This window comes from Desulforhopalus singaporensis (assembly GCF_900104445.1).
In the GTDB taxonomy this organism is placed as follows: domain Bacteria; phylum Desulfobacterota; class Desulfobulbia; order Desulfobulbales; family Desulfocapsaceae; genus Desulforhopalus_A; species Desulforhopalus_A singaporensis.
In genome coordinates, this window is sequence record NZ_FNJI01000017.1 from 36854 (window position 1) to 55383 (window position 18530).

At 53.9% G+C, this 18530-nt stretch carries 18 protein-coding genes; 6 read left to right on the forward strand and 12 right to left on the reverse strand.

The window, feature by feature from the left end; all coding sequences use genetic code 11:
* The first annotated feature begins 31 nt into the window (after positions 1 to 31).
* Positions 32 to 637, forward strand: a complete 606-nt coding sequence (locus BLQ17_RS12565) for a flavodoxin family protein (protein WP_092223369.1) — start codon at positions 32 to 34, stop codon at positions 635 to 637.
* 39 nt (positions 638 to 676) lie between these two features.
* Here the strand turns inward: BLQ17_RS12565 and BLQ17_RS12570 are convergent, their stop codons facing one another.
* Complete coding sequence (locus BLQ17_RS12570) at positions 677 to 1249, reverse strand: flavodoxin family protein (protein ID WP_092223371.1); 573 nt, start codon at positions 1247 to 1249, stop codon at positions 677 to 679.
* A gap of 344 nt (positions 1250 to 1593) precedes the next feature.
* Between BLQ17_RS12570 and hcp the strand changes: the two genes are divergently transcribed.
* Positions 1594 to 3306, forward strand: coding sequence for a hydroxylamine reductase (hcp, locus tag BLQ17_RS12575; protein ID WP_092223373.1), 1713 nt, complete (start codon positions 1594 to 1596; stop codon positions 3304 to 3306).
* Between the two features lie 171 nt (positions 3307 to 3477).
* On the opposite strand, the gene BLQ17_RS12580 is transcribed toward hcp, so the two are convergent.
* The 9 genes from BLQ17_RS12580 to BLQ17_RS12620 all read right to left on the reverse strand — a co-directional run bounded on the left by BLQ17_RS12580 (position 3478) and on the right by BLQ17_RS12620 (position 14382).
* Positions 3478 to 3798: a hypothetical protein gene (locus BLQ17_RS12580; protein ID WP_092223374.1), complete on the reverse strand. Its 321-nt coding sequence runs from the start codon at positions 3796 to 3798 to the stop codon at positions 3478 to 3480.
* Between the two features lie 307 nt (positions 3799 to 4105).
* Positions 4106 to 5368, reverse strand: a complete 1263-nt coding sequence (locus tag BLQ17_RS12585; protein WP_092223375.1) for a polysulfide reductase NrfD family protein — start codon at positions 5366 to 5368, stop codon at positions 4106 to 4108.
* Complete coding sequence (locus BLQ17_RS12590; protein ID WP_092223376.1) at positions 5355 to 6299, reverse strand: 4Fe-4S dicluster domain-containing protein; 945 nt, start codon at positions 6297 to 6299, stop codon at positions 5355 to 5357. The genes BLQ17_RS12585 and BLQ17_RS12590 overlap by 14 nt, the downstream gene beginning before the upstream one ends.
* Positions 6300 to 6346: 47 nt before the next feature.
* Positions 6347 to 6829, reverse strand: coding sequence for a cytochrome c3 family protein (locus BLQ17_RS12595; RefSeq protein ID WP_092223378.1), 483 nt, complete (start codon positions 6827 to 6829; stop codon positions 6347 to 6349).
* Positions 6830 to 6892: 63 nt separating this feature from the next.
* Complete coding sequence (ftsH, locus tag BLQ17_RS12600; RefSeq protein ID WP_092223380.1) at positions 6893 to 8674, reverse strand: ATP-dependent zinc metalloprotease FtsH; 1782 nt, start codon at positions 8672 to 8674, stop codon at positions 6893 to 6895.
* Complete coding sequence (locus BLQ17_RS12605) at positions 8667 to 9560, reverse strand: transposase (protein ID WP_092223382.1); 894 nt, start codon at positions 9558 to 9560, stop codon at positions 8667 to 8669. Before BLQ17_RS12605 ends, ftsH begins: the two co-directional genes overlap by 8 nt.
* Before the next feature lie 243 nt (positions 9561 to 9803).
* Positions 9804 to 11609 carry a sigma-54 dependent transcriptional regulator gene (locus tag BLQ17_RS12610; protein ID WP_092223481.1) on the reverse strand — a complete coding sequence of 602 codons (1806 nt, stop codon included), beginning with the start codon at positions 11607 to 11609 and terminating at the stop codon, positions 9804 to 9806.
* 26 nt (positions 11610 to 11635) lie between these two features.
* Complete coding sequence (locus BLQ17_RS12615) at positions 11636 to 12370, reverse strand: PAS domain-containing protein (protein ID WP_092223384.1); 735 nt, start codon at positions 12368 to 12370, stop codon at positions 11636 to 11638.
* 8 nt (positions 12371 to 12378) lie between these two features.
* Positions 12379 to 14382 carry a PAS domain-containing sensor histidine kinase gene (locus BLQ17_RS12620; protein WP_092223386.1) on the reverse strand — a complete coding sequence of 668 codons (2004 nt, stop codon included), beginning with the start codon at positions 14380 to 14382 and terminating at the stop codon, positions 12379 to 12381.
* Positions 14383 to 14397: 15 nt separating this feature from the next.
* On the opposite strand from BLQ17_RS12620, the gene BLQ17_RS22265 reads away from it, so the two are divergent.
* The 4 genes from BLQ17_RS22265 to BLQ17_RS12635 are packed head-to-tail and all read left to right on the forward strand — an operon-like array spanning position 14398 to position 16623.
* Positions 14398 to 14727: a hypothetical protein gene (locus BLQ17_RS22265; RefSeq protein WP_143005503.1), complete on the forward strand. Its 330-nt coding sequence runs from the start codon at positions 14398 to 14400 to the stop codon at positions 14725 to 14727.
* Positions 14717 to 15484, forward strand: coding sequence for an acyltransferase (locus tag BLQ17_RS12625; RefSeq protein ID WP_143005504.1), 768 nt, complete (start codon positions 14717 to 14719; stop codon positions 15482 to 15484). The genes BLQ17_RS22265 and BLQ17_RS12625 overlap by 11 nt, the downstream gene beginning before the upstream one ends.
* Before the next feature lie 35 nt (positions 15485 to 15519).
* On the forward strand, positions 15520 to 16191 hold the full coding sequence (locus BLQ17_RS12630; protein ID WP_176761210.1) for a GDSL-type esterase/lipase family protein: 672 nt from the start codon (positions 15520 to 15522) through the stop codon (positions 16189 to 16191).
* Between the two features lie 33 nt (positions 16192 to 16224).
* Positions 16225 to 16623: a diacylglycerol kinase gene (locus BLQ17_RS12635; protein WP_092223392.1), complete on the forward strand. Its 399-nt coding sequence runs from the start codon at positions 16225 to 16227 to the stop codon at positions 16621 to 16623.
* Here the strand turns inward: BLQ17_RS12635 and BLQ17_RS12640 are convergent.
* Positions 16613 to 17437, reverse strand: a complete 825-nt coding sequence (locus BLQ17_RS12640; protein ID WP_092223394.1) for a TatD family hydrolase — start codon at positions 17435 to 17437, stop codon at positions 16613 to 16615. The two genes, BLQ17_RS12635 and BLQ17_RS12640, sit on opposite strands and share 11 nt — an antisense overlap.
* A gap of 51 nt (positions 17438 to 17488) precedes the next feature.
* A complete protein-coding gene (locus BLQ17_RS12645; RefSeq protein ID WP_092223396.1) occupies positions 17489 to 18445 on the reverse strand; it encodes an aldo/keto reductase in 957 nt (318 codons plus the stop codon).
* Positions 18446 to 18530: the final 85 nt, after the last annotated feature.

The following is an 18530-nucleotide window of genomic DNA, read 5'->3' on the forward strand; positions in this document are numbered from 1 at the left end:
TATGGCGGCAATAACAAAAGGAGAGTCGCTTATGTTTGCACTGGCAATTAACGGAAGCCCCAGAAAAGGCGGCAATACTGAAATTTTGTTGAAAACCGCCCTTGAGCCGCTGGAGCGGGCGGGGTGGAAAACAAAATTGATTCAGGTGGGCGGAAAACCGATTAGCGGCTGCCGTGCCTGCAGTAAATGTATTGAGAAGAAGAACATGGCCTGTTCGGTGACCACCGACATGTTCAATGACGTGATGGCGCAGATGGTAGAGGCCGATGCGCTACTGCTCGGCTCACCCACCTACTTTACCGATGTAAGCGCTGAAATGAAAGCACTTCTCGATCGATCCGGGTTTGTGGCGGTAGCCAATGGCCGGGCTTTTCGGGGCAAGATCGGTGCCGCTGTGGTGGCCGCGCGAAGGGGCGGGGCCACCCACGTGTACGATACCATCAACCATATGTTTCTTATGAACCAGATGATTGTCCCCGGCTCTACCTACTGGAACATGGGCTATGGTCTTTCCCAGGGCGAGGTCGCAGGCGACATCGAAGCGCTTGCCAATATGAAAAATCTGGGCGAGACAATCGCCTGGCTGGGCGCGGCCATGGCCCCCGTCATGGATTCCTTTCCGGTGGCGCAGCAATAGATTCCAGCGCAGTGCGAGGGGGCCCGGGGAAACACACAGTTAGTTGCCGCCAGCCAGCGACCGGGCAAAATCAATCGCCTGTTTCCTGTTCTCTTCGGTCAGCTTGTCCGGGGTAGAGCAGGAGCCGATATAGAGTTCCCCCGCGTTTACGGCCATATGCGGTTTCTGCATTCTGCCAAAGGCGGTAAATACAGGTTCGGCGTTATTTTCAAAAGGACCTGCGCCGGTAACCAAAAGCCCCTGTCGCTGGCCCTTTACCAGGGAGTCATGGTCCGGCTGATGATAGTTTGTGTACAGGCTGTAGGTCCGGTCGATAAAGGTTTTAAGAGGGCCGGCAAGCCCCCAGAAATAGAGCGGCGAGGTGAACAGAACCAGATCCGCTTTCACCATGTCGTCCAGAATTGCCGGGGCATCGTCCAGCTGTACGCATCCCACCGCATCCGTTGTCTTCTTGCATTTGGTGCACGCCAGGCACCCGCGGATATCCTTGTCGTGAAGGGTCAGGGATGTTATCTCGTGTCCCAGTCTTTTCAGCTCTTCCTCTATCCAGCCAAGAACCGTCGCGGTGTTGCCATTTTTCCTTGCGCCACCCTGTAATGTCAGAACTTTCACAATTTCTCCTTTGATCTTTGTTGGTTGGCAAATTCTTTTTCAACGATTGTGTTATACCAGCTCCGGCTGCAGACTGCAGCAGCAATGAGTGAAAATAATCCTTCACGAACGACTTCCCTGACTGCGGCAGGGCCGGGCCGAGGCAAAAACATCTTATGTTCGTGGTGAAAATTGATTCATGTCAAGGATTAACGGTTGGTTCGCTGATAATGTGATGCCACATGCAAAGTTATTAACCGGGAAACAGCTGTTTCCCGCAATCACCACTGCGGCTGTTTTGGGGTTGGCGTTATTGCCGGTCGCAAGCAGGGACAGTGATCACCAAAGACAAACAAGGAGTAGCTATGTTCTGTTTTCAATGCCAGGAGGCGGCCAAGGGTTCCGGATGTACTGTCAAGGGTGTCTGCGGCAAGCAGGAATCGACCGCGAATCTTCAGGACTTGCTGATATATGATCTTAAAGGTATTGCCTTACTTGCCAAGGGGTTGAAGGGAGCGGGGGGCCAGGTTGAGAAGGAAGTCGGACGTTTGCTCATCCAGGGACTTTTCACCACCATAACCAACGCCAACTTCGACAACGCCAGCCTGGAAAACTGGATCGGCCGCTCCCAGGGGGTCAAGCGCCGGCTCAAGGAAAAACTTGACGCGATGTCCTCTTCCGCGGACAAGGGCTCCATTTTAGCAAGACTCGGTAGTTTTCTCGGATTTGGTAAAAAAGATACTTCTTCGCAGCTGGACGGCTCGGCGCTCTGGTTTTCCAGTGATGTTTCAACGTTTCAGGAAAAAGCGGTGTCCGTTGGGGTGCTCGCAACCGCCAATGAAGATGTCCGCTCGTTGCGGGAACTGTTGATACTGGGGTTGAAAGGTATCGGCGCCTATGCGGATCATGCCTTGGTGCTCGGGGTGGAGCGGGAAGAAATTTACGATTTTGTCATCGACGCCCTGGCTTCCACCACCGAAGAGCTGACGGTGGATGAGATGGTTGCGCTGGTGCTCAAGGCCGGGGAAGTCGCGGTGACAGCCATGGCGGCGCTGGATGAGGCAAATACGTCAACATACGGGAATCCTGAAATCAGTGAAGTAAATCTCGGGGTGGGGGACAAGCCGGGAATCCTTGTCAGCGGCCATGACCTGAAAGATCTCGAGGAGTTGCTTATCCAGACCCAGGGAACCGGGGTGGATGTCTACACCCATGGAGAGATGCTGCCGGCAAACTATTATCCCGGGTTCAAAAAATACGACAACCTGAAGGGGAATTACGGCAGCTCGTGGTGGCACCAGAACGAGGATTTCGAAACCTTTAACGGTCCGATCCTGATGACGACCAACTGTATTATTCCGATCAAGAAGACCAACAGCTACCTGGAGCGTTTTTATACAACCGGTGTTTCCGGATATCCGGAGGCAACCCATATCGGGGACCGCATCGGCGACGGAGCAAAGGATTTCTCGGCGATAATTGAACAGGCGAAAGGATGTGCTTCTCCCGATGAAATTGAAACCGGTACGATTGTCGGCGGATTTGCCCATAACCAGGTCCTCGCCCTTGCCGACAAGGTGGTCGAGGCGGTCAAGTCCGGAGCGATAAAAAGATTCGTCGTTATGGCGGGGTGCGACGGCAGGCAGAAGGGACGGGGCTATTTTACCGAGGTTGCCGAACAGCTGCCGGCAGATACCGTCATACTGACAGCGGGCTGCGCCAAATACCGCTACAACAAGCTTGAGCTTGGCGATATCGGCGGTATCCCACGTATCCTTGACGCGGGGCAGTGCAATGACAGTTATTCCCTGGCGGTGATTGCGCTCAAGCTCAAGGAGGTTTTTGCGCTTGACGACATCAACGAGCTGCCCATCTCCTTTGATATCGGCTGGTATGAGCAGAAGGCCGTCGCGGTCCTCCTGGCGCTGCTCCATCTCGGGGTGAAGGGAATCCGTCTCGGACCGACGCTGCCCGCATTTATCTCACCTGCGGTTCTGGACGTGCTGGTGGAGAATTTTGATATCAAGCCGACAGGGACCGTTGCAGAAGACATCGCCGCGATGATGGCGGGGAAATAAACCGCAGCCATCGCGGGTAATTGGTGAGCGTTTTTAGCATGAAGGTCCGGCCGGGACTGCAAACGGTTGCAACTCATAAAATGCAAAGACCGGGGGTTGCTGGCTTCTGCCGCGGCCCCCGGCTGTTTCGGGGCGGTGATTTACACGTTTTCCCCAGTATCTCTCGCCGATCTATCGGTTCTTTTGGGACGTCTTTTTCCTTGAGGTGATGCTGACTTTTCGCTCGTTCACGTATTTGAAGAAAAGAGGAAAGGCTACAAAGCATATGAGGCAGAGGATATACTCGATCCCTTTGATGTGTGTATAAAAATCCACCACGGTATGGATCGGCTTGATCATCCCGCTGGCCACCAGGTACTGTCTGGCCAGCTCGGTAACCTCCCAGTTCACCCTGTAAAGTCCGCCGATAAGCGCCGCGGCTGCCCAAATCCCGAAAAGGGATCCGGTAGTTATCAGGAATATGCTGAAAATTGTGCTGCCTTGCGTCTTCATGGTGGCCTCCCTTTTTTTAATGGATAGTTTCTGGTGGAGCTCCTGGTGTAATGTGCATCGCATAACCATTCTTTAATGAATGGATTGCATCCGCCGTGCCAGAACCGTGCTTCCCGGACACCCTCGTGAATTTGCGATTGGCTAGGTATAGTGTTGAAATAAAAAAGAAAATATCACCACTCTTCGGAGGGGCACGCAACGATGTCGCTAATGGCGGTCTGTTTCTGGTCACAGGTGTTGCAGTATCGTCCCAGAGTCGTATGACAGCCACAGATGTGTTGTATATGGTGTAAGAGAGGTAACGTTTTTATGGTTTGCGTGACTGTTTGTTCCAGGTGAAGACTATCGGCAGCCGGTAGACGATGAATCGGTACACGATGAAGTAGAGGGCATAGAGGGTCACTGTCAGCCATACCTCCTTCCAGTGGGGCACTTCCTGGTATAGCTGGTAGTTAAAGCAATAGATTGCCACGTTGAGCCGATTCCAGATGATCCCGATCACCGCGATTGCCGCAGCCCAGCGGACAGTTGTCACCGAACCCCGCCGGACTCCCCTGGCGAAAAGAATCAGCGGAATAACCACACCTATAGCGATTTCCAGCAGAAAGTAGCCTCCCCAGGCAGTGAGCAGGTATTCCCATTCGTTGTCGTGGGCAATAGCCACTATTTTGATAACCAGATAGGTAAAGACGGCATAGGATGCGCCCTTGCCAAGGCCGAGAGTGATGTCGTGGAGAGTGGAGCTGAACTCTTTGCCGCAACGCCAGGAAGCGTAGCGGCTAATCAGGAAGGAGCTTATTATCACCATGGACAATCCGCCGAAAACCGCCGAACAGAGAAAATGAATCCATTGAAAGTCGGTGGACAGCCAGAGAGGGTGGATCTTGGTCGGAGCATAGGTAAAAAGCGCTCCCAGCGCGCCCTGATGCAGGGTGGAAAGTATAATTCCCGCAATTGTCAGCCCCAGGGAGATTTTCGCGATATAATGTTTCCATGCGGGTCTGTTGAGCCATTCAAAAAGGGCTGGGAGCAGTTCGGCAATCTGGACGGAGAGATAGGTGGCCACATGCCAGGCCACCAGAAAAAGCACGGCGGCCGGACCCAGGGAAACGAACATCGGGTAGGCAAGACGCCAGGGCATGCCCAGGTCAACAAGCAGATAGACGACCGCAAAAAAATAACCGAGCAGACCGTTGAGCAGGGCGAGTCTTTCAATGGGGTGGAAGTCTTTTCGCCCGAAAAGCGTGACCGTGGTGCCCAGCAGGAAACCGGAGGCGGATAGTGGTACCATGCCGAACAGGCCAAACCCGAGAAAGAGTCCCCATGGATAGTCGTTGGAACCGTGGGTAACGGCTGCAAGACCATAAAAATATCGTTGTACGATTAGGGGGATACCGACACCAAAAATTAACACCAGCAGCCAGTTTACCCGGTTGCGGCAGAGTTGGCTCAGATATTGCCTCGGAGTCAGGCCGAGCAGCACCTTATCCTGGAAAGACCATGGTGATCCGTCATTTTTTTTCGATCCGGATACCGGTAGGTGAACATTTTCCGGGTTAAACATCTTCATCTGCTTTCTCCCTGTTGTTTTCCTGGCGCGTTTTCTCAGCTCTTGCCCGGCGGGCGGCAAGGAGGTGGAATCCGGCAAAAAGCGGCGGCCAAATGGTGAGCACCATTGGTACCATGGCGAGAAAATTCTTTACCGAATTAAGGATCGGTTCGTGGGGGATGGTCGTATCGAAACCGACCTGATCGAATTCCACGCTTGAGAGATAAAGCCATGAAGTGCCGCCTGCCTCATATTCACCGTAGATATGGTCCACATAGCGGTCCCTGTCGTTTCTGATCCTGTGTCTGGCTATTTTTATCAGCTTTTCACGTTTACCAAACAGCAGCGCCTCTTGGGGGCATGCCTCGACACAGGCCGGGAGAAGGTTGTTCTTGAGCCTGGTCTCGTAACAGAACTGGCACTTGACGATTTGCGGGTGAAGAGCGCTTGAGTACCTGAAAGCAGGGATGTAAAAAGGACAGGCTATCATGCAGGTCCTGCAGCCGACGCAGACATCGGGGTTATAGATCACCGCACCTTCCGGGGTCTTGGTGTAAGCGTTGACAAAACAGGACGACAAACAGGCCGGTTCCTGGCAGTGGTTGCACTGAATTTTTCTAAACAGCGGATGGTCGATTTCCGGGGGATCGTAGCGGTTGATGACGGTGAAGTGGTTCTCGTCGGTACGTCTTTTGCTGCCATGTCGGCCTTGAGCAAATAGTGACCGGTCGTCAAACGGAAGCGCCGGGGACGGCAGTTTCTGCTCGGCGTTGCACGCGGCTTCGCAACTCCTGCAGCCAATGCAGCGGGTCATATCGACCAGGACTCCGCAGCTGTTCGGGTATCTTTTTATGTTGTGTGACCTGGCCGTTTTGGCGCGCAGAAAGATAGCTGCCGCGGCTGAGCCAAGACCTTTTTTCAGCAACGTTCTACGGCTGGTCTGGGTTTTCATTGTTTTGCCTCCATGCTTGTCTTTGGGGATTGTCCTTGATGTCTCCCTCAGTTTTCCTGAACGGCAAAGCGCTTCCGGCCGGCCTCGGTATAATCGTGGCATTCAATGCATCCGCACGGTGCCCCGGTTTCACGATGGCACCCGAGGCAGTTCAGGTGCAGGGCTCCCTTGAGGCCGACGATGTCGATGTGATAGTTGCCGTGTGGTTCAGCACCGTCCAGAGCGGTTGAGCGGCGGTGATGGCAGCTGCTGCAGGAGACATTTGCTGTTGCCGGTGAGTTTTTATGACACTTGAGGCACTTCTCGTCCTGCATGGTGGTTCCGGTGGTGTGGTGGTGGCAGGATGTGCAGTTATACATTTCAGCGTGGGCCAGGTGGTCAAAATCCACCGGGGTGTACAGTTCCTGCAAGGCGTCGATGGTGACCGTTGACGCGACGGCGGCAGCGAAAGCGGCTGTGGTGGGCATCACCGGAAATATAATGAAAAACAGCGACAACAACGGAAAAAGATCGATTTTTACTCTGACCATATTCATGCTCCTTTGTTTTCCGGCCCCGTGTCAACGCAAATGGTTGCCGCGGCCGATTGAGGTTCATTCTTTCTCCGTGCGGTTTCGGCACTCCATGATGATTTCCATTTCTTCGGCGTCTATCGTTTCGTTTATGAGAAGAACTTCCGCCAAGTCGTGGAGTAGACGGTTGTGACTCCGCAGCAACTCCTCCGTTTCGGCGTAACATTCGTTTATTATCCTGCGCACTTCCAGTTCTATTTCCCTGCAGGTTGCTTCGCTTAAAGGGCCTGTGACACTATTGTCTCCGAGGAATTGATGTTGTTTACGGCGATAGACTGCAGGACCAAGGATCGAACTCATCCCCCATTCGCTGACCAATCGAAGGGCGATGTCGGTCGCTGCGCCAAGGTCGTTTGCAGCCCCGGTAGACAGGTGGTTAAAGACCAGTTTTTCCGCGATTCGTCCCCCTAGCAGCACCTTGATTTTGTTCATCAGGTATTTCAGGGAATAGGTGTAACGGTCTTCAAGGGGGAGCTGTTGCGTCAGCCCGAGGGCTATTCCTCGCGGGATGATGGTGATCTTGTGGAGTGAATCCGTCTCGGGAAGGAGCCAGGCGACAAGAGCATGGCCGGACTCGTGGTAGGCTGTTATTCTTCTTTCCTGCTCGTTTATGGCGCTGTTTTTTCTTTCCAGCCCCATGATGATTTTGTCTTTTGCTTCTTCAAAATCATCCATTCCAACCGCCTGCTTTTTCTTCCTGGCGGCGGTAAGGGCCGCTTCATTGACCAGATTGGCAATATCGGCGCCGTTGAACCCGGGAATGCCCTGGGCGATAACGGTCAGGTTGAGAGTCTCCGAGACGGTGATTTGTCTCGTGTGTACTTCAAGGATCTTTACCCTGCCGCGCAGGCTCGGGAGGGAAACGGTCAGCTGTCGATCAAATCTTCCGGGGCGCAACAGTGCGGGGTCGAGAATGTCGGGACGGTTGGTGGCAGCTATAACTATCACCGTTTCGTTGCTTGCAAACCCGTCCATTTCCACGAGCAGGGCGTTGAGGGTCTGTTCCCGTTCTTCATGGGAACCGTTCTGTCCGCCGCTTCGCCGGCCGCCGATAGCGTCGATTTCGTCGATGAAAACAATGCAGGGAGAGTTTTTCTTGGCCGTGCTGAACAGTTCCCTGACCCTCAGGGCTCCGACTCCGGCAAACATCTCGACAAAATCGGAACCGCCGATGTGGTAGAAAGGGACGGAGGCTTCTCCGGCAATGGCCTTGGCGAGCAGCGTCTTGCCGGTACCGGGAGGTCCCTGGAGCAGCACCCCCCTGGGGATATGTCCACCAAGGAGGTTGTAGGTTTCGTGGTGTTTGAGAAAATCGACTATTTCCCGCAACTCTTCTGCAACCTCGTCAATACCGGCGACATCGCCAAAGGTCTTGCGGTCGGCCTGGCTGGTTGTTGCCTGGAATCCTTTCTCCTTCACCTTGAAGAGTTCGCGGGGGGAACGCTTGGTAAGAAGTGTCCACAGCGCCGCCATGGTAAAAAGCGCAAACATCATATGGACGATTTTTGCAAAAAGTGTGGGCGGCGCGTCGGCCGTTATGGCGACGTTATTGTCCAACAGCTGCCGGACCAGGCCGGACGGGTCCGGACAATAGCTTGAAAAAGGTTCTCCGGAATCGTATTCGCCGGTGATCTCGGCACCGCGCAGGTGGACGGAAGTGATTTTTCCTTTTTGCAGGTTGGCGATAAATTCACTGTAGGTGACCTCGGGCGGGGTCGTTGCCAAAAGCCATGCATTGTAGCTCAGCAAACCGAGAAGAGTTAAACACACCAGCAGCAGCGCTGCCTGTACCCTGTTAATCATGGCTCACCTCCCTGGCTGTGGCTGTGGGATGGTTTGCGGCCGTGACAGACTGGGATATCAGCCCAGTCAGAAGATGGTCGAGCACCGCCAGGTCATCGCTCCAGGAGGAGGTGTTGCAGCGGAAACAGAATTCGTCCAGATATCCCTGGAGGTGGCGCAGGGAGATGGTGCCCCTGTATACCGTCTTGAGCCAGGCTACGGTTCTGTCAAAGAGAAGGTCGCTTTTTTCCAGCTGGTCCTGGGTCGGTTGCCGCCAATTCTCGCCGGCTGGTGCAATGTTTGCCGACAGTAGGCCGGGCGTTGTTGTCACAAGGGTTGCGTTTTTTTCGACAAGAACGCCTATCGCCCGGGCAACTTCGTCCATTGACCCAGAATTCAGCCTGGTCTGGCGGATGCGGCGCTCGTTGCCGCGGTCAAGCTCCATTGCCAGGCCGATATAAACAGCGTCCGGACCAACACATATTGAGGCCGGTAATTGGTGCACGGTAAACAGGACGGTGCCGTGGCACGGCGCGCTTTCCGCAAACGCCGCCGCCCGCCTGATCTTCTGCAGCCAGTTCCAGGCCGTCTGGTAACATGAAAGTGCCATCAGCCGCTGGAGTTCCCTGGCACTGAGTCCTTGAGGGGTGGAACAGAATTGCCGGGCAACCCGTATCCAGGCGACCAGGTTTTTTTTGCTGCCGTGCATCAGGGTATTGGCTGTAATTGAGGTCTGTTTGCGGCAATACCTGCAGACCACCACATACGCCGGAGCGGTTTGCCGCTGCATAATACCGCAGAAAGGACACCTGAACCCCCAGGGCCAGCGTTTGCGGAACAGGTAGGCCACGCAGGCCTGTTCGCTGGAAAACGGTTTGCCGGTTGTAAAACCTTGGTATTTTTTCATCGCAGAACTCTTCTGTTGCAGAAAAATTTACAATACCCCCTGTCTTGTTTAATCTTTCAGAAGCATATGACATGCCATTCCGGCAACCGTTCGAAACAGGTCTGCTGTTACTGTTGTGATATCTTTGCCGGGGTGGTGGGAAAACCTGTTGGCCTTTCCTGGAGTCAGGGAAAAATCGGGAAGGGAAAATGAACAGTTATGGTGCATGGAACAGAAGTGTTGCAACACTTCTGTTCCATGGTCTCAGCCGGAAAAAAGATCGATATCGATATGGAGTTCGCGCATCTTGCGGTAGAGTGTCGAACGGTTTACGTTAAGTATTCTTGCAGCTTTGGCCTTGTTGCCGCCCGCTCTTCGCAGGGCGTTGACTATTTCACCCGTAAGTTGCTGTCTGCTGTTATCATCGGCCTGTTCCACCAGGTCGGCGGTTTTGTCGTCGTCGGCGGAAGAAAGTGGATTGATGTTAGCTGGAATCGTTTCTCCGGCGATTTCCTGCGGCAGGTGTTCTGTTGAGATGGTTGTGTCGTGGCAGAGTATGCAGGCTCTTTCGATAAAGTGCTTGAGCTGTCTGACATTGCCGGGCCAGTGGTAGCCGCCAAGGAGTTCAAGGGCCTGTTCCGAGATGCCGGTTATGTTCTTATGTACTTTCTGGGCATAGCGGGTAATGAAGTGGTGGGTGAGCAGCTCTATATCTTCCTTTCTATCTTTTAACAGCGGCAGGTTGATATCGATGACCAGCAGGCGGAAATAGAGATCTTCGCGAAACTCTCCCCTTGCCACCTTTTTTTTTAGATCCACGTTGGTTGCTGCCACGACCCTGACGTCGACCTGGACTTTTCTGTCACTGCCCACCGGATAAAAGGTTTTTTCCTGCAGAAAGCGCAACAGGCGAAGCTGCATGGTTTTTGAGATGTCGCCAATCTCATCGAGAAAGAGGGTGCCTCCATCCGCCTGGAGAATTCGTCCATCTCTGGTTTCGTTTGCTCCGGTAAAAGCCCCTTTTTTATGGCCGAACAGCTCGCTTTCAAGGAGGGTGTCCTGTATCGTCGTGCAGTCGACCATGACCAGCGGCCGGTTGCGCCTTGAACTCTCCTTGTGGATGGCGCCTGCCACCAACTCCTTGCCGGTGCCGCTTGCTCCCGTTATCAGTACAGTCGTATCGACTCTGCCGATGTTTTCAACTAGCAGATAGACGTTCTGCATGGGCGGGCTGGCACCTATCAACTGGTGAAAACGGGTACGTTTTTGCGGCAGAACCAGCTCCTTGCGGGTTATGTCCCTGAACACCAGCACCGCACCGGGAGCGTTTTTCTCGCCGGTGTGCAGCGGGGAGATGCAGATGCTGAGCAGTTTTTTCCTGTCATCATCGAGAAAGCATTCAACCCTATGGTCGGTCAGTTCTGTCCCTTTATTGAGAACCTCCGCCACTTTTTCTGTTATCTGGGCCAAAACCGGTCGCCTGAGCAGGACGGAGTCAAACCCGTCGCCTTCGCAGATATACAACCCCACCTCCTGGAAAAGCGTTGCTGCAGCCTGGTTCACCTGCATAACCTTCATCTGCTGGTCGACTGAGACGATGCCGTCCGAGACGCTTTTGAAGATGGTCTCGAGGAAGCTTCGGTACTGTTCCCGAGCCCTTTCCGCTTCCTGCTTCTCCTGTTCCAGGTGATAATGGCTGATAGCCAGGCGGACTGTCTTGAGCAGAGTGTCTTTTTCGATCGGTTTGGAGAGGTAATCGAAAGCGCCAAGGCGAACCGCCTCGGACGCTGTCTCCACATGGGGAAACCCGGTGATGATGACCACCGGGCAGTTGACTCCGAGTTTTCTGAATCTCTTGAACAGATCTATACCCGATTGATTTTCCAGCACTATATCGCAGATGATGAGATCAAATATCTGGCGGGAAACTTCCCTGACGGCTTCTTCCGGGGAGGCGACTGCTATAACCGTTTCGTAGCCGGCTCGTTGCAGAAATATCCGGAAAGTGTTTCTCAGGCTGACTTCGTCATCGACAATCAGGATTGCCGCTCCGGTTGCACTCTGTATCATTGCCATCCCCATCCTTGAGTGAATTGCTACTTGTACGTATTCATATCCCTGAAAACCACGACAGCGCCTGTCAGCATACCATTTTCTCTTATGGGAGTGCTGACATATTCAACCGGAAAGGAGGAACCGTTTTTGCACCAGAAAACGTCGCCGCTCTTGTAATGAACCTGGCCGTCCCGGTACGCCATGTAGATGGGGCACTGTTCAACGGGATGAACGGTGCCGTCGGGATGTGTGTGGTGAATGAGTTCATGGTGGGTGTTGCCGAGCAGCTCCTCAACTTCCCGGTCAAGCATGAGCGCGGCAGCTCTGTTCACGAAGATAACCCTGCCCTGGTTATCGAGTCCGAGTATTCCCTCCCCGGCGGAGTCAAGGATCAGGTTGAACTGTTTCTGCAGGCCGCAAGCCTCTTGTTCGGCTTGTATTCGTTCAGCAATTTCCCTGTGTAATGCCCCGTTTACCATCTGGAGCTCCAGGGTTCGTTTTTCAATGGACTGGTCAAACTGCCACCGGAGATTGTGGTTGGCCTTTTTTTCCAGCGCCAGTTGGTCGTTGAGCTTTTCGACTCTTTTTTGCTGTTGCCTGTAAAAGAGATAAAAAGTGAGCAGCACGCAGCAGAAAAGCGCGATACCAAGCAGTGTTGTCAATGTCGCCCAACCAGCTGCGTCCGGCTGCCCCGTGGTGGACACAACGATCACTGCACCGATAAATACTGCGAATTGAACAGTGAGAACAATTCCTGTAAAACGCGATGACTGCATAACACACCTCAGAACGGTTGCACCGGCAGTTCGATGGTGAAGGTCGACCACTCTCCCGGCCTGCTCTTGACCCTGATGGTACCGCCGTGATCCCTTATCAGCCCATGGCTGATACTCAACCCCAGGCCGGTTCCTTCGCCTTTTGGTTTGGTGGAAAAAAAGGGGTCGAACAGTTTGTTTTGTATGTTTTCTGCAATTCCGATGCCATGGTCGGTGAATTTCAGCACGATCGTCGGGCGGGATTTGATATTGAGCAGTTCCCCGGATATTTCGAGTATTTTTTCGGGACAGGAATGGGCAAAACGTTTATTCAGCGCATAACGGGCGTTGCTTATCATATTGAGAACAACCTGCTGCAGCTGCTGTTCGTTGCACATCAGCGGCGGCAGAGGGCTGGGGTAGCAGACGGAACAGGTGATACCGTCTTTTTTCAGCAGGTGCGCCACCAGTTGCAGGCTGTTGGCGACTATTTTCTCTATCCGTGAGAGGGTGAGGTTTTCTTTTCTGCGATGGGCAAAATCGAGCAGATTCGCGATGATACAGGCAATTCTTTTGCTTTCGGTGATGATGTTTCGCAGGTTGTCCGTGTTTTCCGGATCCTGTGGGTCATCCAGAATGATCTGCGCGTAATTGATGATGCCGTTTATGGGGTTGTTGATCTCGTGGGCCACTCCAGAGGCGAGTTCGCCTATGGTTGCCAGCTGTGCCGTCCGTATGGCCTCTGCTCTTATCACTTCCTCTTCGGTGAGGTTGCGGGCGAGCAGGAATGTGGCATTGATATCGCCGTCCTCCTCGATCAGAGGACTGACGGTTAGCATGTAGCTGCCGTGCAGGCCGTGCAGGTACGTTTCCGTTATCCTCGTTTTCTGGTAACCGATGAACTGTTCCAGGGGGCACGGGGTGTTCTCGCCGTGGCCGCCGTGGAGAATATCACAGACCTTCAGGCCGATCACCTCATCGCGTCGTTTTCTGGCGGCGGCGCAGGTCGCCGGGTTCGCCTCCAGGATCCTGTTGTCGTTTGACACCACCATCGCCGGGTCCTGGATGGCGATGAATATTTTTTCCCACCTGGCGGTCAACATGTGCAGCTGCTGACCGGTAACGGTGCTCTCTGTTTCGTCGATCCCCAGCATTACCAGGCCGAGTTCGCCTTTTTCTATGTCGTGTTTGATTGAACTGTGCCAGCTTATGTGCCTTGTCACTCCGGTTTTCGTGAGCAGTGGCGCCTTGAAGTTGATGCTGGCGCGGGCGCCTTTGATGGTTTCTGAAAAAAGCCGCTGGGATTTGAGCCTGTTATCCGGAGCGATCAGCACATCAACCCAATATTTCTCAACGACTTCCTCTTCTAAAAAGCCGGTTACCTGCTCGGCTCTCTTGTTAAAAGAGACGATGGTGCCGCATGGGCGTATGGACACCATGAGAGCCTGGATGGTGTCGGCTATTTCTTTGTTGAAGTCTTTTTCAAGCTTGAGCTTGAGCGCGGTGTCGCCGGCCTGAAGCGCCCGGCCTATTTCTTCAAGAACGCCTGTGATAAACTCACTCTTCAGGGGTGACAGGAAAGTCTTGTGCTGCCATTCCATCACCACGAAACCGTAAATCTTCTGTTGGTATCTCACCGGCCAGATCATGGTTTGCGCAGGGTGCGAAAATTTTGCTGCTGTTCCGGCAGGATCGGGGGAAAGATTCAACGGGGATGAAAACCTTGTCAGATTTCCCGCAAATGTTTTGCCAAGACGATCGATGACGGCGTCATGGGTGGGAGAGTTCCACAGTGAGGATGGGAAACAGGCGAATTGTTTCGGCTGGCCATCTTCGCCGTCAATGGTGGCGGCCCAGACCGAGGAGCAGTGAAATATTTCGGCAAGAAAGGAACAGCAGGTCCGGAACACAAAGGCGTACTTCTGCTCTTTACTGCCCACCACGCCCTGTTCCCGTATAATGCGTGGTAGCCTGTTTCGGTGCCTGAACAACTCAAGCGCCTCGCTGTCTTTGTCGGCACGTGACTGAACCATAGCGGTCTCCGGTTGTTGTACAACACGTTCGTTACAGATATAACACCACAAACCGGACTTCTTCGTCAAGAAGGGCTGTATTGCCAGGTCCTGGAAACCGTGGCGGGAAAGCCGGTTGCGGGCAGCAAAAAAAAATTAGAAAAAGCTGTAACATTTTTACCGTCTGCACAAAGGTTGTCGCAGAACTGCCATAAAAATAATTGTTTAAGGATGTCAACTGTGATACGGTTTCGCTTATTTCTTAAAACAGCGCTCGATGTTGCAGGGTGCTGTCCAGAAGCGGATGTTTATATGCAGCGCTACAAGTTTTTTCTGACAGGAGTTGGCAAAAGAAGTGGTTTGTGAACATTCACCAGATGGCCGAAGGATCGACAAGAACAACCTCTCAAAAGAGCTTCACTGTGGAGGGGATCCTTTAAGCCGCTATAAACACAAGGTACTTGGAGGAGATAAAGGATATCTCCAGTTACTCCAGTTCGAGGTTGGCCAGCTGTTTCTGGCCAATCTGGGTGGAGGGTTGGGCTACCTGCTTCGCAGGCTCTGTATTGCGCCGCTGTTCAGCGGTTGCGGGAAAAATTTTATCCTCGGCAGGGGGGTCACCCTGCGCACCCCGGGAAATATTACCTTGGGCGACAATGTCGCCATAGATGACGGAACCCTGCTTGACGGCGGAACCGGTGAGTTGAGCCGGATGGAGATCGGCGACAACGTCATCGTAAGCAAGGGCTGCGTCGTTCAGGCCAAAACCGGGCTGCTGGCAATTGGCGACGGATGTGATATCGGCGCCCACTGCATCCTGACCAGCGCTGGGGGAATCGTCCTTGAAGATAACGTTCTCATTGCCGGCAACTGCTACCTGGGAGGCGCTCGGTATAATATGGACCGCCTTGATACTCCCGTGATGGATCAGGGGATCTATTCCAGGGGCGAGGTCAGGGTGGGCCGGGGGAGCTGGATCGGTGCCGGGGCGACTATCCTGGACGGGGTCAAGGTCGGGGAAGGGGCGGTTATCGGCGCAGGCGCTCTTGTCACCAGGGACATTCCCGCATTTTCCATTGCCACCGGAACTCCTGCACGGGTTATCCGGAAAAGGGTGGAGTAAGATTGTAAATATAACGTTACGTTTTGGCCATGAAGATGAAACAAATATTCATGATACTCGGGTGTGCCGTAGTTTTACTGGTGCTGAACTCCTGTACTGTCAAGACATCGGACAAGGACGCGCGGAAAACTTTGGCGGTGCTCTGCATCGGGGATTCCCTGACCTCCGGCTATAAGCTTGTCTCACCCGGGAAACAGAGTTATCCGAGCCAGCTGGGAAAAATATCTCAACACTCGCTGACGGTGACAAATCTCGGCGTCCCCGGAGCAACAATCCTGAAAAAAGGCGATATTCCCTACTGGCTCTCGGAAGAGCTCGACACAGCCTTGTCGTCCCATCCCGATGTGATTGTCCTGCTTCTGGGAACCAATGATACCAAAGACTGCAACTGGCAGTACCGGGAACAGTTTACCGAAGACTATATCGAGATGGTGCGTATTCTGCAGCAGCTGCCCTCCGGACCGCAGATTTTTCTCTGCTCTATCCCGCCGGTGCATAACGCTACCCCTTCAGGCATAAGCAATGAAAGAGTTGCCCAGCTGACAGAGGAAGTGCGTGAGGTGGCACGGGTGACCGGTACGCAGTTCATCGATGTGACAACGTCGTTTGAAAATATGCCGAAGTTGTTCATTGACGGGCTTCACCCGACAGCATCCGGCGCTGGGCGGATAGCTGAAATAGTCATGAAGGCGGTAGTGAAATCGTAGCGATTTACCAATCTCTTTTATACAATAGCGGTCATGACGGCAAACAAGAGTGAATCAAGGAACAAACCCCCCGGAGGGGGGGTGAAGCGGATTATCAGGGCCGGCCGGTTTTCCATGCAGGGGTTGCAGGCCGCCTTTTGTAACGAAGCGGCCTTTCGCCAGGAACTTGGCTTGTTTGTTCTGTTCGTACCTCTTGGAATCTGGCTCGGCGAGACGGTTGAGCAGCGTCTTCTGCTGATTGGCAGCTGTTTTCTCGTTCTGATTGTCGAGCTGCTCAATTCAGCGGTTGAAGCTGTTGTTGACCGGATAGGAACGGAACAGCACGAACTGTCCGGCCGGGCCAAAGACATAGGTTCCGCAGCTGTCTTTTGCGCCCTGGTCCTGGTCGCTATCTGCTATTGCGCGATCGCCTGGAAAAGATTCATGCCCTAGGCCCGGAGTTCGCCTGCCGTTCACCTGCGGGCTCCGGGGTGTGGCCCTGGAGCCGCAGCAGCCGGCAGCAGTTTGCGGTGGTGCAGTCGGCGATAGCGGCGGTGGTTTCACCCCTTAGCCGGGCCAGCTGCCGGGCTATTTCGGGAAGATATTTGGGGAGATTGGGGCTATCCCTGTGCGCTGCCGGGGCCAGGTCGGGGGAATCGGTTTCAAGCACCAGGCTGTCAAGCTCTACTGCGGCTGCCACGGCACGTATTTTTCGTGCCCGGTCATAGGTGACTGTCCCGCCGATGCCAATGCCGAATCCGAGCTTGATGTACTGGTTCGCCTGTTGAAGGCTGCCGCCGAAGGCGTGCACGATGCCTCCGTACCTGAAGTGTTTCCGCCTGAGGGTAGACAGTACCTGATCGTGGGCCTTGCGTACATGCAAAAGGATCGGCAGCCTGTATCTGGCTCCAAGGTCGACCTGGGCTTCAAACAGCTGCTGCTGGCGGTCCCTGTCTGTATGGGGAGGATAGTAGTCGAGGCCGATTTCACCGATGGCGACGGTTTTGGCGTTGTCCAGCCATTTCTCAAGGACCGCAAGCACTGGCGCTGGATCCGATGACGGCAGGAAAAGGGGATGGATACCGGGAGCCGCGTACAGATTGTCAAAACTCAGGCATATATCAAATAGCCGTTTCCACCCCAAGTGCGTGACTCCGGGAAGAATCATGGTGTTGACCCCGGCCTCCCTGGCCTCCTGCAGAACCCGCTCTACGTTGCCGGCAAATTCCGGTGCATCAAGGTGACAATGACTGTCGATAAGATTCACTTTTCCTCCTTCTCGGTAAACTGTGCGGGGATGGGTATCGACCGGTGAACATTACTCGTCGTTCCACAGATAATCAAGACTGTACGGGGAGCCTGGAGAACAGAAAAATGCGCCGTCGACAAAGCGGAAGCTGGTGGAGATGGAGTCCAGCTTCTGCAACGTTCCCCGGTCCACCACCAGCTCCTGGGCCTCCAGGTTTTCCCTGATTCTCGCTGGATGGGTTGATTTGGGGATAACCGCACAGTTGCGGTGCAGTGCCCAGCGGATGAGCAGCTGTGCGGGGGTACAGCCGGCCTGTGTGGCTATGTCCAGTATCTCCGGATGGTCCAGCAGGACCGGTTCCCCCGATTTTTTCAGAGCGGCCGGTCGGTCGGGAGAGCCCAGGGGGGAAAAGGCGGTCGGGACGATACCGGTGGCGCTGCAGAAGGCCACCATTTCCGGTTGCGGCAGGTAGGGGTGCAGTTCAATCTGGTTGACAGCGGGAGGTATGGCGGCCTGGCTGACGAGGGTTTTGAGTTTTAGCAGGCTGAAGTTGCATACGCCGATGGCTCGGCAAAGCCCTTTTTTCACCATTTTTTCCATTGCCTGCCATGTCTCAATAAACTCGATGTCGTCCGGATGCAGAAATTCCTCCGGTTTTCTCGGAAACTCTATGTCCTGTCGGAAATGCACCGGCCAGTGGATAAGGAAGAGGTCGAGGTATTCGAGCTGAAGATCACTCAGGGTTCTCTCAAGCGCCGGTCGCACATGTCTTGGAGCATGGGCATTGTTCCACAGTTTGGAGGTTACCCACAGCTTCTCCCGGGTGACAATGTTTCCGGTAACAGCACCATGGAGAGCCTCGCCGATTTCCTTTTCGTTTTTGTAGATCGGCGCGCAGTCGATATGCAGATAACCCGCTTCAAGAGCAGAGGTTACCGCTTTTTTGGCTTCACCGCTCTTTGATTTCCAGGTGCCGAGGCCCAGGGCGGGCATCCTGAGGGAATTGTTGAGAGTATAATATTTCATGATGATATCCGGGGCCGGTGATTAAGAGTTAGCAACATGGGGCCGATCTCCGCTTTTTGCCTATGGATTTGGCGAGGAAGGCGGA

Excerpts from the sequence above, each read along its gene's own strand:
- BLQ17_RS12610 (WP_092223481.1), bottom strand. The coding sequence starts at position 11,609 with ATGATACAGAGTGCAACCGGAGCGGCAATCCTGATTGTCGATGACGAA.
- BLQ17_RS12615 (WP_092223384.1), bottom strand. The coding sequence starts at position 12,370 with ATGCAGTCATCGCGTTTTACAGGAATTGTTCTCACTGTTCAATTCGCA.
- BLQ17_RS12590 (WP_092223376.1), bottom strand. The coding sequence starts at position 6,299 with ATGAAAACCCAGACCAGCCGTAGAACGTTGCTGAAAAAAGGTCTTGGC.
- BLQ17_RS12645 (WP_092223396.1), bottom strand. The coding sequence starts at position 18,445 with ATGAAATATTATACTCTCAACAATTCCCTCAGGATGCCCGCCCTGGGC.
- BLQ17_RS12635 (WP_092223392.1), top strand. The coding sequence starts at position 16,225 with ATGACGGCAAACAAGAGTGAATCAAGGAACAAACCCCCCGGAGGGGGG.
- BLQ17_RS12620 (WP_092223386.1), bottom strand. The coding sequence starts at position 14,382 with ATGGTTCAGTCACGTGCCGACAAAGACAGCGAGGCGCTTGAGTTGTTC.
- BLQ17_RS12580 (WP_092223374.1), bottom strand. The coding sequence starts at position 3,798 with ATGAAGACGCAAGGCAGCACAATTTTCAGCATATTCCTGATAACTACC.
- BLQ17_RS12605 (WP_092223382.1), bottom strand. The coding sequence starts at position 9,560 with ATGAAAAAATACCAAGGTTTTACAACCGGCAAACCGTTTTCCAGCGAA.
- BLQ17_RS12565 (WP_092223369.1), top strand. The coding sequence starts at position 32 with ATGTTTGCACTGGCAATTAACGGAAGCCCCAGAAAAGGCGGCAATACT.
- BLQ17_RS12585 (WP_092223375.1), bottom strand. The coding sequence starts at position 5,368 with ATGAAGATGTTTAACCCGGAAAATGTTCACCTACCGGTATCCGGATCG.
- BLQ17_RS12595 (WP_092223378.1), bottom strand. The coding sequence starts at position 6,829 with ATGGTCAGAGTAAAAATCGATCTTTTTCCGTTGTTGTCGCTGTTTTTC.
- ftsH (WP_092223380.1), bottom strand. The coding sequence starts at position 8,674 with ATGATTAACAGGGTACAGGCAGCGCTGCTGCTGGTGTGTTTAACTCTT.
- hcp (WP_092223373.1), top strand. The coding sequence starts at position 1,594 with ATGTTCTGTTTTCAATGCCAGGAGGCGGCCAAGGGTTCCGGATGTACT.
- BLQ17_RS12630 (WP_176761210.1), top strand. The coding sequence starts at position 15,520 with ATGAAACAAATATTCATGATACTCGGGTGTGCCGTAGTTTTACTGGTG.